The 14203-nt window shown below is 73.1% G+C and carries 10 protein-coding genes and 1 pseudogene; 5 read left to right on the top strand and 6 right to left on the bottom strand.

Going from position 1 to position 14203, the window contains the following annotated elements; genetic code table 11:
- Positions 1-3 precede the first annotated feature (3 nt).
- The gene (locus tag EIZ62_RS24035; protein ID WP_156694766.1) at positions 4-1749 is read left to right on the top strand and encodes a phosphatidylglycerol lysyltransferase domain-containing protein; all 1746 of its coding nucleotides are present in this window, start codon (positions 4-6) and stop codon (positions 1747-1749) included.
- A pseudogene (locus EIZ62_RS32165) lies at positions 1746-2435 on the top strand (hypothetical protein); the annotation flags it as partial. The gene EIZ62_RS24035 and the pseudogene EIZ62_RS32165, both read left to right, overlap by 4 nt.
- Here EIZ62_RS32165 and EIZ62_RS24025 read toward each other — a convergent pair.
- Positions 2381-3247 carry a hypothetical protein gene (locus EIZ62_RS24025; RefSeq protein ID WP_425281843.1) on the bottom strand — a complete coding sequence of 289 codons (867 nt, stop codon included), beginning with the start codon at positions 3245-3247 and terminating at the stop codon, positions 2381-2383. The pseudogene EIZ62_RS32165 and the gene EIZ62_RS24025 sit on opposite strands and share 55 nt — an antisense overlap.
- 36 nt (positions 3248-3283) lie before the next feature.
- Here EIZ62_RS24025 and EIZ62_RS24020 point away from each other — a divergent pair, with 36 nt between their 5' ends.
- Positions 3284-4102, top strand: coding sequence for an adenosylcobinamide-GDP ribazoletransferase (locus tag EIZ62_RS24020; protein ID WP_156696572.1), 819 nt, complete (start codon positions 3284-3286; stop codon positions 4100-4102).
- Between the two features lie 15 nt (positions 4103-4117).
- On the opposite strand, the gene EIZ62_RS24015 is transcribed toward EIZ62_RS24020, so the two are convergent.
- The 5 genes from EIZ62_RS24015 to EIZ62_RS23995 are packed head-to-tail and all read right to left on the bottom strand — an operon-like array spanning position 4118 to position 10648.
- The gene (locus EIZ62_RS24015; protein ID WP_156694764.1) at positions 4118-4921 is read right to left on the bottom strand and encodes an endo alpha-1,4 polygalactosaminidase; all 804 of its coding nucleotides are present in this window, start codon (positions 4919-4921) and stop codon (positions 4118-4120) included.
- The gene (locus tag EIZ62_RS24010; RefSeq protein ID WP_156694763.1) at positions 4918-5526 is read right to left on the bottom strand and encodes a spherulation-specific family 4 protein; all 609 of its coding nucleotides are present in this window, start codon (positions 5524-5526) and stop codon (positions 4918-4920) included. The genes EIZ62_RS24015 and EIZ62_RS24010 overlap by 4 nt, the downstream gene beginning before the upstream one ends.
- A 19-nt stretch (positions 5527-5545) precedes the next feature.
- Positions 5546-7015 (bottom strand): hypothetical protein, encoded by a 1470-nt coding sequence (locus EIZ62_RS24005; RefSeq protein WP_156694762.1) that lies wholly within the window; start codon positions 7013-7015, stop codon positions 5546-5548.
- Positions 7015-8565 (bottom strand): GT4 family glycosyltransferase PelF, encoded by a 1551-nt coding sequence (pelF, locus tag EIZ62_RS24000; protein ID WP_156694761.1) that lies wholly within the window; start codon positions 8563-8565, stop codon positions 7015-7017. Before pelF ends, EIZ62_RS24005 begins: the two co-directional genes overlap by 1 nt.
- Before the next feature lie 25 nt (positions 8566-8590).
- Positions 8591-10648, bottom strand: a complete 2058-nt coding sequence (locus EIZ62_RS23995) for a hypothetical protein (protein WP_156694760.1) — start codon at positions 10646-10648, stop codon at positions 8591-8593.
- A gap of 338 nt (positions 10649-10986) precedes the next feature.
- On the opposite strand from EIZ62_RS23995, the gene EIZ62_RS23990 reads away from it, so the two are divergent.
- Both EIZ62_RS23990 and lpdA read left to right on the top strand, forming a co-directional pair.
- The gene (locus tag EIZ62_RS23990; protein WP_156694759.1) at positions 10987-12507 is read left to right on the top strand and encodes a leucyl aminopeptidase; all 1521 of its coding nucleotides are present in this window, start codon (positions 10987-10989) and stop codon (positions 12505-12507) included.
- A 299-nt stretch (positions 12508-12806) separates the two neighbouring features.
- A complete protein-coding gene (gene lpdA / locus EIZ62_RS23985; RefSeq protein WP_156694758.1) occupies positions 12807-14195 on the top strand; it encodes a dihydrolipoyl dehydrogenase in 1389 nt (462 codons plus the stop codon).
- Positions 14196-14203: the final 8 nt, after the last annotated feature.

Below are 14203 nucleotides of genomic sequence, written 5' to 3'. Positions count from 1 at the left end.
TTCATGGGAGATGTTCGGCCGGTCGGCGAAACCCCCCGAGGCACCGTCCGCTCGCGGCGCTGCGCCGCCTTCGCCGTCTGGTACCTGCGGCTCGCCACCTGCGTCAACCTGCTGGGCGCCGTGTGGGTCTCCTTCGGCCAGGACCTGCGCCGGCACAACACGGACGACCACTTCACGCCGTACCTGCTGACGGCCGGCTTCGCCTCCGGCGCGTTCACGCTGTTCCTGGCCATCACCATGCGCCGCCGCAAACGGGCCGCGTGGATCCTCAACCTGGTCCTCAGCGCGCTGTTCCTGCTGGTCTTCGCGTTCGCCATGGCCTTCCCCGAAATCCGGGGGCACGCGCAGAACTGGGTCTCGCTGACCCTGACCGCCGCCTTCGTCCTGGCGCTGCTGCTGGGCCGCCGGGAGTTCTACGCCAAGGGCGACCGCGCCAACCCCCTGCTGGCCACGGCCGTCGCCGTCGGCGGGCTGCTGGTCACCTCGCTGCTCGCAGCGCTGCTGGTCACCGCGACCGACACCACCCCCTCCACCTTCGCGGAGCGCTGGCGCTACGGCGTGCTGCGCCTGATCACGCTGGCCACCGACACCTCCCCCGACATCGTGACGCCCGGCTGGGTCGACGTCCTCGTCAACATCATGTCGACGGTGCTGTTCGTCTCGGTGCTGTACGCCGCGTTCCGCTCGCGCCGGGCCGTCGACCCGATCGGCGAGCGGGACGAGGAGGACCTGCGGGCGCTGCTCGCACGGCACGGTGAGCGTGACTCGCTCGGCTACTTCGCGCTGCGCCGCGAGAAGAGCGTCGTGTGGTCGCCCAGCCGCAAGGCGGCGGTCGCCTACCGGGTCGTCGGCGGTGTGTCGCTCGCCTCCGGCGACCCGGTCGGTGATCCCGAGGCGTGGCCGGGCGCCATCGAGCCGTGGCTGGCCCAGGCCCGGGCGCACGGCTGGGTCCCGGCCGTGATGGGCGCGAGCGAGGAGGCGGGCACCGTGTACGCCCGGCACGGCCTGGACGCCCTGGAGCTGGGCGACGAGGCGATCGTGGAGACGGCCGAGTTCACCCTGGAGGGGCGGGCGATGCGGACCGTGCGCCAGGCGTACAACCGGGTCCGCCGCGCCGGCTACGAGGTGCGGATCCGCCGGCACGAGGACATCCCCGCCGACGAGATGGCCGCTCTGCTGGAGCTGGCCGACGACTGGCGCGACGGCGCCACGGAGCGGGGCTTCTCGATGGCGCTGGGCCGGCTCGGCGACCCCGCCGACGGGCGGTGCGTGATGCTGGAGTGCGCCGACGCCGACGGCGTACCGCGCGCCCTGCTGTCGTTCGTGCCCTGGGGTCCGGACGGGCTGTCGCTGGACCTGATGCGGCGGGACCGCGACGCCGACAACGGCCTGACGGAGTTCATGGTCATCGAACTCCTCCAGCGCGCCGGAGAGATCGGGATCACTCAGGTGTCGCTCAACTTCGCGATGTTCAGGTCGGTCTTCGAACGTGGCGCGAAGCTCGGGGCGGGTCCCGTGCTGCGGCTGTGGCGGTCCCTGCTGAGCTTCTTCTCCCGCTGGTGGCAGATCGAGTCGCTGTACCGCGCCAACGCCAAGTACCGACCGATCTGGGAGCCGCGATTCATGCTCTTCGAGAAGAGTTCCGACCTGTTGCGCATCGGCCTGGCCGCGGGGCGGGCCGAGGGGTTCCTGGAGGCGCCCGGTCTGCCCAAGTGGACGCACCGGCACCTGGAAGGCCGGCGCCGGTGAGACGGTTCGCGCGGCGCGAGTGGGGGACGCTGTACGCGGCCGTGCGCACGGCCCTGGTGACGCGGAGGTGGCGGGCGGTCGCCATGACGCTCGGCGCGGTGTGCCTGACGGCCTCCTTCCAGGTCGTGCAGAACCAGCCCTGGGGGTACGGGCTGGTTCAGGGCATCGGCTCGGTGCGGGCCGAGGACCCGCTGTGGCAGGCGCTGCTGCGTACGCCGCTGTCGCTGTTCGTCCCGGCGCTGGACCTTCCGGTGTGGGGCGCGCTGGCGCAGATCCTGCTGGTGTTCGGCATCGCCGAGATCTGCCTGGGCCGGCTGCCCACCCTGCTGATCGCGTACGCGGCGACGCTGGCCGGGACGATGTACGCGCGGATCGGCCTCGCGCTCGGACCGGACGTGCCGCTCGGGCTGGGGCTGCCCGCCTCCGACGCGCACGTGGTGGACACGGGGCCGTCGGCGGCGGTCGTCGGGCTCGCGGTGTTCGTGTGCTGGCGCCGGAGGGCGTGGGTCACGGGCGCCCTGGTGATCGTGGCGATGGTGGTCGAGGTGCTGATCAAGTGCAACCTCGCGGGCAAGGAGCACCTGGCCGCCATCGCGGCGGTACTGGTGGTGTGCGCGGTGCTCTCGTGGCGTCAGCGCCGGTCGGGCGGCCCGGGATCCGGCGGGGGCGCCGCCGGGGGTTCCGGCGGGGCTTCCGGCGGGGTTTCCGGCCTGTCGTCGCCGGGCGCCGCGCGCTCCCCGGGCGGGTGGCGCAGGGGCAGGACGCGGTCGGGGGCGCCCGCGATCAGGTCCTGAAAGCGGCGCCTGACCCGGTTCCAGCGCTGGTCGTGGTGGAAGGCCCGCAGCCCGGCCTTCGCCCGCGCCCGGGGCCTGCCGCGATAGAAGCGGCGGGCCCACAGGGACCCCGGGCGGGCCAGGCGCAGCGCCCCGAAGATCGCGACGGGTGACAGGAACAGGCCGATGACGGCCATCCGGAACTTGCCCTTGAACAGCGTGATCAGCGCGAAGAGGAAGTTCAGGAACAGATTGAGGATGAAGCTGCCCCTCCCCTGCCGCTCCTCCGGGGTGACCTCGTCGACGCCCCACGGCGCGAAGCCCCCGAGGACGAGCAGCAGGAGGGCGGTGGTGAGGACCACGGCCTCCACGCTCTGGCGGCCCTGCTCGGTCCAGTACACGTCGTCGAGGTGCAGGATCAGCGCGAACTCGTCGAGCACCAGCCCCGCGCCCATCCCCACGAGCACCGCGCAGATGATGGGCCCCGGCCCGTGCCGTCCCACCGCCACCGCGCCGAAACCACCGATCAGGGTGAGGACGACGCCGGGCACCACGTGGTGGATGTGCAGCCCGCCGGGCCGGATGTTGCGGAAGGGCCCCCTCCCGGCCCGGATCAACCGGGTGATGGTGCGGGTGGCCAGGAAGGTCAGGACGAACGAGGCGAGGGCCACGAGCAGCGGGAGTTTCCCCGGTTCGACGATGTTGCGATAGAACCAGCTGCCCATCCACCCGCTCCCGGCTCGTGCGTCGTACCGACTACCCTGCGCGCGGTGACCACATCCCGCACCGTTACCCACGTCCGTACGAGCGTCGACGGCATACGTTTCGCCTTCGGCACCCTCACCGTCCTGCCGGTACGGGTGAGCCGCTGGGACCGCGGGGCGGCCCGCGCGGGGATGCTGGCGGCGCCGGTGGCCGGCCTGGTGGTGGGCCTGGCCTCGGCGGCGGCCGGCGGGCTCTTCTGGCTGCTCGGGGCGGGCCCGCTGCTCGCCGCGGTGGCCTCGGCCGCCGTCCCCGCCGTCCTGACCCGGGGCCTGCACCTCGACGGGCTCGCGGACACCGCGGACGGGCTCGGCAGCGGCAGGCCCGCCGAGGACGCGCTGCGGATCATGAAGCAGTCGGACATCGGGCCGTTCGGGGTCATCACGCTGCTGTTCGTGCTGTTCGCCCAGGTGGCCGCGGTGCACGAGCTGTACGCGGCCGGCGGCTGGGCGCACGGCGCCGCGGGTGCCGTCACCGCGGGCGTGGTGGCCCGGCTGGCGCTCACTCTCGCCTCCCGCGCCTCCGTCCCGGCGGCCCGCCCCGAGGGGCTGGGCGCGGTCGTCGCGGGCACCGTCCCGGTGCGGCCCGCCCTGGCGGTCACGGCGCTGGTCCTGGCCGGCGCGGCCGGGCTGGGCGCGGCGCTGGACGGCCCGTACGGGGCGCTGCGGCACGCCGTGGCCGTGGTGGTGGCCCTCGTGGCGGCGCAGTGGCTGCTGGGGCGCTGTGTGCGCCGGTTTGGCGGCGTGACGGGCGATGTGTTCGGGGCGGTGGAGGAGACGGCGCTGACGGTGACGCTGGTGGTGCTGACGTTCGGCTGAGACCCGGCCGCCGCCTCAGCAGGGCTTGCGCCAGGCGTCCAGCTCGTACCGCTTCAGCATGGAGCTGAGCCCCAGCCGCTTCGCCTCCGGGCAGAACTCCCGCGTGGGCAGCTCGTACTCGACGTGGAAGACCGCCTTCCCGGCCGCGACGAACGGGCTGAGCGCCGCGCACTCACCGTATTCGGCGCACTGCTCGTTGACCGCGAAGTCGAAGTCGTCCAGCAGCTGCGGAATCTGGTCCAGGTCGTTCTTGAGGCCCACCGCGAGGCCCCGCTCATGCGCGAGGCGGGCGACGAGGCGGTTGTAGCGGAGCTGGTCGGCCGCGGTGAGGGGGAAGCCGGTCCTGTTGGCGTAGCCGTCCATGTTGTCGGGCTCCACCGCGTCGAAGCCCTTGTCCCGGCACATGTCGATGCGGCCGGCCATCAGCGGTTCGAGGACGTCGGTGCGGCGGATGTCGAGCCACCGCTCGCCGTCCCAGCCGTTGCCCCTGCCGAGGACCGAGCGGGGGAACTTCCCGGCGTCCGGGCGCCAGTCCTCCCACGCTCCGGTGGACAGGTAGCAGATGACCTTGCGGCCCCGCTCGTGCAGGGAGGTGACGGTGGAGGCGGGGTGGTCGAAGCCGTCGATGTCGTACACCGGCACGTCGACGGACGTGTCGAGCCGGCCGCTGAGCTGCCACTGCCACGGCACGCCCGGCTCGGGCTGCCAGCGGCCGGCGGCGTGCGGCGGGTCCGGGTCGTCGTCGTCCCCGGGCGAGCCGGTGCAGCCGGCGAGGAGGAGCAGCAGGGCGGCGAGGAGGAGCGGTACGCGGCGGTTCACGGGCACTCCAGCGCATGGGGGAGGGTTCCCCAGGGATGTGCCCCGCCGCCGGGGACCGCGCACTTCACGCGCGTGGAGAGGCGTGCACTCGCCGGGGCGGCGTACACCAGGTGGCAGTAGTGGTCGGCGACCGGCAGGTCCAGCTCGCGGTAGGTGTCCCAGGGCCCCTCGAACGTGACGAGCAGGTCGGCCACCTCGGCGTACGAGGGGTGGGGCTGGGCCCCGTGGTTGAGGACGACGGTGGCCGCGCCGGCCGCGCGGGCGGCCACGCCCAGGCGCCCGTAGTGCGCGGTGGCCTCGGGCGCGGTCGGCACCTGGTCGAAGAACGCCCCGTCGGCGCCGTACCAGTCGCGGTGGCGGACCAGGTCGGTGAGGACGTCGGCGTGCGGGCGGCGCCCGTAGTCGGTGTCGGTGTAGCCGAGGACGCACACCCCGGCGGCGCGCAGCCGGTCGGCGACGGTGACGAACGCCGGGTCGGGCGCCCGGCCCGCGCCGCTCGCCGGGTTGAGCACCACCCCGTACAGCAGTGGGGCGGCGGCGACGAGCGCGTCCCACTCGGCGGGGCGGAGGGTCGGGTGCTCGTAGTAGGGCACCAGCAGGTCCACGTGCGCATCCTTCGTGTGGTCACGGACGGTGGGCGGTCGCCCGCCCGAGCAGTACGCCGCCGAGCAGGGCCAGCACCAGGGCCGCGGCGCCGGCGACGCCCGCGCCGACCAGCCGCGGGTCGCCCGCCCCCGAGACGAGGGCCACCGTCTGCGCGGCCGTCGCCGCCCCGCACACCACCGCCGCGCTGAGCGCCGCCCCGAACGACTGGAGCAGCAGCGCCGCCCACAGCACCGTACCGATCAGGAGCAGGGACGCGAGGCGGATTCCGCCGATGTCCGGGGCGCCCGGCCACAGCAGGGTGCCGGTCACCGCGAGGGCCAGCAGCACCGCGAGGTACACGGTCAGGCACAGCGCCAGGGTGCCGGCCGTGGCGCGGCGGAAGGCGCGGGCGCTGGTGGTGGCCCGCAGCCCGGCGAGGCTCTCGCGGCGGAAGCGGTACAGCAGCCACTCGGCGGGCCCCATGGACAGGGTGAGCGCGACGGCGGTCGGCCCGGCCACCGACGCCCCGGCGCCGGCGCCCAGGGCGATCACGTCGCCGATCGCGGCGTACAGCACGAGCCCGCCCGTGCCGAGCCCGAACAGCCCGTACGGCACGGACGCGGCGAGCCGGGGCCCGGCCCTTCCGGGGGCGTCCCCCGGGGGTGCCGGCGCCGGAGGCAGCAGTTCCCGCCCGGCGAGGGCGACCGCCAGGGCCAGCGACGTGCCGAGCAGGGCCGCCCGGGCCGGGTCGGGCAGGCCGAGCCAGAAGGCGACGGGCGTGCCGGCGACGAGCGGGGCGAGCGCGGCGAGCAGCGCCCGTTCCCGGCCGAGGACCAGCAGCACGGTGGCGGCGCCCAGATACACCGCCTGGCCCGCCGCGAACACGGCGCCGCCCCACTCCCCCGGGCCGGCCGCCGCGGCGAAGGCCACCAGGGCGCCGAGCAGCGCTCCTGCCGGGGCGCCACGCAGCAGGGTCCGGGCGGCGGCGCGGCGGTCGCCGAGGCCGAGCCAGGAGTGGGCGCGGTGGGACAGGGCCTGGTTCCACACCCAGCCGGTGACCGCCCCGGCGAGCAGCGGGACGGTGCCGGCGGGCAGGCCGGGCGCGCTGGGCGAGCCGGTGAGGAGCGGGGCGCCGAGGACGTAGGCGAGGCCGGGCAGGGCGAAGACGAGGCCGCGCAGCAGGCAGCCGCCGAGGCCGGTGTGCCACAGGTCGGAGGGCGGGCCCTCCGGCTCGGTGAAGCGCCGCTCCACGCGCGCGTAGAGGTCCTCGGCGAGGGCGAAGGAGTCCTCCCGGCCGTAGGTGAGCCGTATGTGGTCGTCCGTCATGCCGTCGGACTCGAGGATGGCGGCTATCTCGTCGGGGTGGACGGCGGCCGCTATCACCTCCTCCAGGCGGGTGGTCAGTTCGTCGATGGGGTCGGCGGCGGCCCAGCTGGGCCGGGGGCGGGGCAGGGCGGGCAGGGTGTCGAGTCCGGCGGACTCCTCCTTCAGCCACAGGGAGCCGCTCATCAGGCCGCCTCCCCGGTGACGAGGTCGTCGTCGCACGCGTCGTCGGCGGCGAGGTCGCGCCAGGGGTCGGTGATGCGGAGCTGGAGCGTCCAGTCGCGGATGTCGTCGACGGCCGGTGCCGGGTCGGGATGTCCGGCCAGCTCCCGGTAGATGCGGCGGAAGCCGTCGACCGAGCGGCGCAGGGTGAACTGGTCGACCACCCGCTGCCGGGCGCGCCTGCCGAGGGCCGTGCGGCGGTCGTCGTCGCGCAGCAGGGTTACCACGGCGTCGGCCATCACGGCGGGTTCGCGGGGCGGCACCACGAGCCCGGTGTCGCCGACGGCCTCCCGTACGCCGCCGACGTCGGTGGAGACGGTGGCGCGGCCGCACGACATGGCTTCGATGAGGGAGAAGGGGAACCCCTCGCTGATGGAGGACAGCATCACCAGGGTGCCCGCCGCGTAGGCGCTCGCCACGTCGGTGATCCGGCCCTCGTAGGTGATGCCGTCGGTGACGCCGAGTTCGGCGGCGAGCTTCTCCAGCCTCGTCCGGTAGTCCTCGTTGCCGGCCGGGACGGGGCCGAACAACCGCAGCCGCAGCGCGGGGAGTTCGGCACGGGCGATGGCGTACGCCCTGATGAGTGTCTCCAGGTCCTTGATGGGGTCGACCCGGCCGCACCAGCTGAGGGTGGGCACGTCCGGTTCGGGTCCCGCCAGGGGGAAGGCGTGCGGGTCGACACCGTTGTAGACGGTGCGGATGCGCTCGGTGGGGGCGCCGCCGCGCTCCTCCCAGCGGCGGTTGTACTGGTTGCAGGGGGTGATGAGGTCGGCCTTGCGGTAACCGAGGGTGTTGAGCTCGCGGTAGAAGCCGAGCATCAGGGCCTTGACGGGCCAGCTCTGGGCGGCGCTGCGGTAGCCGAGGTAGCGCTCGCGCAGGTAGATGCCGTGCTCGGTGAGGAGGAACGGCACGCCGTCGAAGTGCTGGGCGGCGAGGGCGGGGAGGGTGGCCAGGCCGCTGGAGACGGCGTGGGCGACGCTGTCGCCGGGGACGCGGGCGGCGAGCGGCCGGAGCGCGTGCTCGAGGAGGTCGGTGGCGGTCAGGGCGTCGTGGACGGTGGGGCGGGCGGCCGCGGTCCTCAGGTGGGGCAGGGTCCATATCCACATCAGCGAGCGGAGCGCCGATTCGGAGCGGAGGGCCGCCGAGAGCCTGCCGCGCCGGGCGAGCTCGGCGAGGGCGTACAGGCCCTCGCCGAAGTCGCAGCCGGCGGACGGGTCGAGCACCGACAGCAGGAACCGCTCGTAGGTGTCGGTGAAGCGGCGCCGCTGCCGGCCGACGAGGGGCCGGCCGCGCCCCTGGGCCGGCCCCCACAGCGGGAACGAGGTGTGCCGGTAAAGGTTGGGCGGCAGTTCCCAGGTGACCGGTTCGCGGCCGCTGCCGGTCAGTGCCAGGACGTGGAAGTCGACTTCCGGCATGCCGCGGACGAGTTGGTCGCACCAGGTGCTGACGCCCCCGTGGACGTGCGGATAGGTGCCTTCGGTGAGCATGGTGACATGGCGGCCACTGCTCGGCATTGGTGTCCCCCCGGATGAGAAGTGGTCAGGTGGTGGTCGGCAGCGTGAGGGTGATCGCGGACTGGAGCACCTCGGGGGTGGTCCAGGCCGAGCGGCCACCCGCGTACGCCGTGCCGAACGCCGCCGTGCCGAGCAGCAGGTTCTTGCGGGTCCCTTCGGGGGCGGTGAGAGGGGCGTGCACTCCGGCGGGGGCCGTGACGGTGACCTTGTTGCCGATGCGGTACGCGGTGACCCTGCCCTCGGCGAGTGCCTTGTCCCAGGCGGTGCGCCGGGACAGTTCCGTGCCGGCGTCGCGGTGGCGGGGGACGACGAGCGGGGTGTTGTCGGCGAACAGGCCCCGGTAGTCGGCGAGGATCCGGTCGAGGACGGGGTAGAGGATGCGGTCCTCGGCGAGGTTGGACTGGTGGACGTAGTGCGGCCGGGGGTCGTTCGCCATGACGTGGCCGAGGGCGATGCGGGCTTCCTGCGGGACGATGTGGTCGGCGTACCCGGTGGTCACGTCGAGCGGTTCGGGCAGACAGGTGGAGGCGGGGTTGGTCTCGCAGACGCCGCTGCCGCCGTCCTCGCGGGAGGTGTAGATCCAGTTGTACTCGTCGGCCATCTCGGCGGCGGTGCCCACGTTGTAGTACACGTTCATCGGGTGGCGCGGGACGGTGCTCGCGGCGCCGACGGGGCGCTGCTGGGGTTCGCGGGAGTTGTCGCTCGCGATCCACTTGACGCCGTTGTCGGCGAGGGCGCCGGCGAGGTTGGGGTTGTCGGCGGGCTGCTGCGGGAGGGTCTTGAGGCCGGAGTGCTCGCCGGTGACCAGTTCGGTGCGGTCGACGGGGATGCCCTTGGAGACGGCCCAGTTGTGGTTGTCGCGGATCTGGGCGGCGATCTCGGCGCGGCTCATGTAGCGGGTCTTGCCGGTCGCGTCCTTGGCGCAGGTCCACGGGACGGTGGAGGTGTCCTGGACGCAGCCGAGGAAGGGGTGGGTGTAGGTGTGGTTGATCCAGCGGTACTGGGCGCGGTCGGCCACCAGTCGCGCGGTGAGCGGGTCGCTGCCGCCGTTCTGCGTCTTCCACTCCTCGCCGGAGCCGGCGTTGTAGACCATGTCCATGGTGAAGCCGGAGGAGCGCTGCCACTGGGCGGCGTACTGGGCGTCGGCCGGGGTCATCCGGATGGGCGGGGTGGACTCGCCGCCGCCGTCGGCGCAGTCGATGTCGCCGGGGGTGCAGTTGCGTTCGGTGTCCCAGCGGGCGTCGGGGGCGAAGACGTCGTCGACGTGGACGGAGAAGTAGTTGCGGTTCTGGCCGAGGTGGACGCCGTCGGTCAGCCACTCCACGATGCCGCGGGCCAGGGCGCGGAACTGCCGCTGGTGCTGGTTGTAGGCGAAGGTGACGACGAGTTCGCGCCGCCCGTCGTGGGCGTACTGCCCGATGAGGCTGGCGCGGCCGCCGCCGTCGACCGGCACGTCGAGGTAGCTGGTGTAGCCCGCGCGGGGCCGGCCCGCGTACCCGTAACTCTCGGCGACATCGGGGGCGTTGTCCTCGAAGGTGAGCGGCCCGTCGAGGTACCGGAACGGGCCGGCCCTGCCGGCAGCGGTGACGTCCGTGCGGACGCCGTCCATCACGCCGGAACGGCCGCCCTCGCTGGTGTAGTCGAGGCCCACGCCCGGGTGGGCCCAGGTGTAGGCGTCGACCTGGGGGATGGCGTACTTCTGCTCGTACGCGGTGAGGGCGGCCCGCTCGGCGGCGCCCAGGGCCTGCGGCGCCTCGTCCGGCAGGACCACGCCCTGGTACTTGGCGCGGGGCCGCCCGGAGACGGTGTCCGCGAGGAACGCGGCGTCGATGACGGGGCGGGCGGGGTCGGAGAGGCGGACGGTGCGGTACGGGACCCCGGAGCCCTTGAGTTCGGAGGTGATGGCGCCGACCGCGCCGCCCCCGTCGTCCACGACCAGCACGGTCAGGTCGACGCGCGGCGCCGGGTCGGCGGCGGCGGCCGGTCCGGCCGGGACCGTCGTGGCGAGCAGGGCTGTGACCAGCAGTGTCGCGGCGGGCAGCGCTCCGGCCGTTCTCCCGCCGCGGACTCCGGATGTCTGCATGTGACTTCCCCCCTGATGGGTCCTCCGCGCGCGTGGAAGCACCGGGAGGATCTGTGGAGATGATGCAAAGGGGTACGTTGCTCCCTTGCACGAATGCAGGGAGTGTGACGCAGCTCTCAACTGTTGACCCGGCAATCGTTGGGCAGACGCCACGGATGAGTGAATCGCCGCCGCCGTGAGCGAAACCGGGCGGCACGCGTAGGCTCGTTCCCGGTCTTTCCCGGTCTTCCCCGGGCGCGACCGCCCGGCCCTCCCGGACGCGACTTACGATGCGGCAGGACCCGGTCGCCCCACCCCTCGACCGCCTCAGAACTCAATGAAAGCGAGATTTCACCACCGTGACTGCTCTCACTCTCAGCACCGCCGGCGCGGCGACCCTGCGCGCCGACGCTCTCGTCGTCGGCGTCGCCAAGAGCCCGAAGGGCGGCAAGGGACTCGTCGTCGCACCGGGCGCCGAGGCCGTGGACAAGGCGTTCGACGGAAAGCTCGCCACCGTCCTGGAGACCCTCGGCGCCTCGGGCTCCGAGGGCGAGGTGACCAAGGTGCCCGCGCCGTCCGGCCTGAAGGCCCCGGTCGTGCTCGCGGTGGGACTCGGCGCGGCTCCCGAGAAGGACGAGACGTACGACGCCGAGGCCCTGCGCCGGGCCGCCGGCTGCGCCGCCCGCGCGCTGAACGGCACCAAGAAGGCCGCGTTCGCCCTGCCGGTCGAGGCCGTGGAGGACGCCGAGGCGATCGCCGAGGGCGCGCTGCTCGGCGCGTACGCCTTCACCGCCTACCGGGAGCAGGGCAAGGACGCCAAGGGCCCGCTCGCCGAGGTGACCCTGCTGGGCGGCAAGCCGCGCGACAAGGCGTTCAAGGCCGCGGCCGAGCGCGCGGCCGCACTGGCGGAGGAGATCAACCGCGCCCGCGACCTGGTCAACACCCCGCCGAACGACCTGTACCCCGAGTCCTTCGCGGCCATCGCCACCGCGGCCGGCAAGGAGCACGGCATCAAGGTGCAGGTCCTCGACGAGAAGGCGCTCGTCAAGGGCAACTACGGCGGCATCGTCGGCGTCGGCCAGGGCGCCGAGCACGGTCCGCGCCTGGTGCGGCTCGCCTACACGCACCCGAAGGCGGAGAAGACCCTGGCCCTGGTCGGCAAGGGCATCACCTACGACTCGGGCGGCATCTCGCTGAAGCCGGCCGGCCACAACGAGACGATGAAGTGCGACATGAGCGGCGCCGCCGCGGTGTTCGCCGCCGTCGTCACGGCCGCCCGCCTGAAGCTGCCGGTGAACGTCACCGGCTGGCTGGCGCTCGCCGAGAACATGCCGTCCGGTTCCGCCGTCCGCCCCGGCGACGTGCTGCGGATGTACAGCGGCAAGACCGTCGAGGTGCTGAACACCGACGCCGAGGGCCGCCTGGTCCTGGCCGACGCCCTGGCCAAGGCGTCGGAGGAGAACCCGGACGCCATCGTGGACGTCGCCACCCTCACCGGCGCGATGGTCCTCGCCCTGGGCAACCGCACGTTCGGGATCATGGCGAACGACGACGCCTTCCGCACCTCGATCCACGAGATCGCGGAGGAGGTCGGCGAGCAGTCCTGGCCGATGCCGCTCCCCGCCGACCTGCGCAAGGGCATGGACTCCCCCACCGCCGACATCGCCAACATGGGCGAGCGGATGGGCGGCGGTCTGGTGGCCGGCCTGTTCCTCAAGGAGTTCGTGGGCGAGGGCATCACCTGGGCCCACCTGGACATCGCGGGCCCGGCCTTCAACGAGGGCGGCCCCTTCGGCTACACCCCGAAGGGCGGCACCGGCTCCGCCGTCCGGACCCTGGTCCGCCTCGCGGAGCGCACCGCCGCGGGCGACCTCGGCTGACACGTGCCGTGACGGCACGGTCACGGCCCCGGACCCCCGGTCCGGGGCCGCGGCCGTACCGGCCCCTGAGGAACGAGCGAATCGAGCACGGTCGACCGTCGACGCCGTCTGAGGCGCCCCGGAGGCGTACCGAGCCCGTAATCACACAGCCCCGCGTCCCGCCTCCCGCCAACAAGTGCGAAGATGGGTTCTCGGCAGGACAGGGCCCCCACCACAGGGCCGACGAAACAGCGGCCGAACACCAGCCGCCGCCCGGTCGCGACGACCGGCGACCGGCGCACATGCATGGAGGACGTGACGTGGCGAACGACGCCAGCACCGTTTTCGACCTAGTGATCCTCGGCGGTGGCAGTGGCGGGTACGCCGCGGCCCTGCGGGGTGCGCAGCTGGGCCTGGACGTCGCACTGATCGAGAAGAACAAGCTCGGCGGCACCTGCCTGCACAACGGCTGCATTCCCACCAAGGCCCTGCTCCACGCCGGTGAGATCGCGGACCAGGCCCGTGAGGCCGACCAGTTCGGTGTGCTCACCACCTTCGAGGGCATCGACATCAAGGCCGTCCACAAGTACAAGGACGATGTGATCTCCGGCCTGTACAAGGGCCTGCAGGGTCTCGTCGCCTCGCGCAAGGTGACGTACATCGAGGGTGAGGGCCGGCTGTCCTCCCCCACCTCCGTCGACGTGAACGGCCAGCGGGTCGAGGGCCGCCACGTCCTCCTCGCCACGGGTTCGGTGCCGAAGTCCCTGCCGGGCCTGGAGATCGACGGCAACCGCATCATCTCCTCGGACCACGCGCTGACGCTGGACCGGGTGCCGGAGTCCGCGATCATCCTGGGCGGCGGCGTCATCGGCGTCGAGTTCGCCTCGGCGTGGAAGTCCTTCGGCACGGACGTCACGGTCATCGAGGGCCTGAAGCACCTCGTCCCGGTCGAGGACGAGAACAGCTCGAAGCTTCTTGAGCGCGCCTTCCGCAAGCGCGGCATCAAGTTCAACCTCGGTACGTTCTTCCAGAGCGCCGAGTACACCGACAACGGCGTCAAGGTCACCCTGGCGGACGGCAAGACCTTCGAGGCCGAGGTGCTGCTCGTCGCCATCGGCCGCGGCCCGGTCTCGGCGGGACTCGGGTACGAGGAGCAGGGCGTCGCGATGGACCGCGGCTACGTCCTGGTCGACGAGTACATGCGGACGAACGTGCCGACGGTCTCGGCCGTCGGTGACCTGGTCCCGACGCTCCAGCTCGCGCACGTCGGCTTCGCCGAGGGCATCCTGGTGGCGGAGCGTCTGGCCGGTCTGAAGACCGTTCCGATCGACTACGACGGCGTGCCCCGGGTGACGTACTGCCACCCCGAGGTCGCCTCCGTCGGCATCACCGAGGCGAAGGCCAAGGAGATCTACGGCGCGGACAAGGTCGTCGCCCTGAAGTACAACCTCGCGGGCAACGGCAAGAGCAAGATCCTGAAGACCGCGGGCGAGATCAAGCTCGTCCAGGTCAAGGACGGTGCCGTGGTCGGCGTCCACATGGTCGGTGACCGCATGGGCGAGCAGGTCGGCGAAGCGCAGCTGATCTACAACTGGGAGGCGCTGCCGGCCGAGGTCGCGCAGCTCATCCACGCCCACCCGACGCAGAACGAGGCGCTCGGCGAGGCGCACCTGGCGCTGGCCGGCAAGCCCCTCCACTCCCACGACTGAGCCCCCAG

Source organism: Streptomyces ficellus, from assembly GCF_009739905.1.
Classification (GTDB): domain Bacteria; phylum Actinomycetota; class Actinomycetes; order Streptomycetales; family Streptomycetaceae; genus Streptomyces; species Streptomyces ficellus_A.
Note: the sequence above shows the minus strand (reverse complement) of the source record. Positions and strands in the feature narration are given on the sequence as shown.

Coding starts and splice junctions, on each gene's coding strand:
- pelF (WP_156694761.1), bottom strand. CDS start 8,565: ATGCCGAGCAGTGGCCGCCATGTCACCATGCTCACCGAAGGCACCTAT.
- EIZ62_RS24035 (WP_156694766.1), top strand. CDS start 4: ATGGGAGATGTTCGGCCGGTCGGCGAAACCCCCCGAGGCACCGTCCGC.
- EIZ62_RS24025 (WP_425281843.1), bottom strand. CDS start 3,247: ATGGGCAGCTGGTTCTATCGCAACATCGTCGAACCGGGGAAACTCCCG.
- EIZ62_RS24005 (WP_156694762.1), bottom strand. CDS start 7,015: ATGAGCGGCTCCCTGTGGCTGAAGGAGGAGTCCGCCGGACTCGACACC.
- EIZ62_RS23995 (WP_156694760.1), bottom strand. CDS start 10,648: ATGCAGACATCCGGAGTCCGCGGCGGGAGAACGGCCGGAGCGCTGCCC.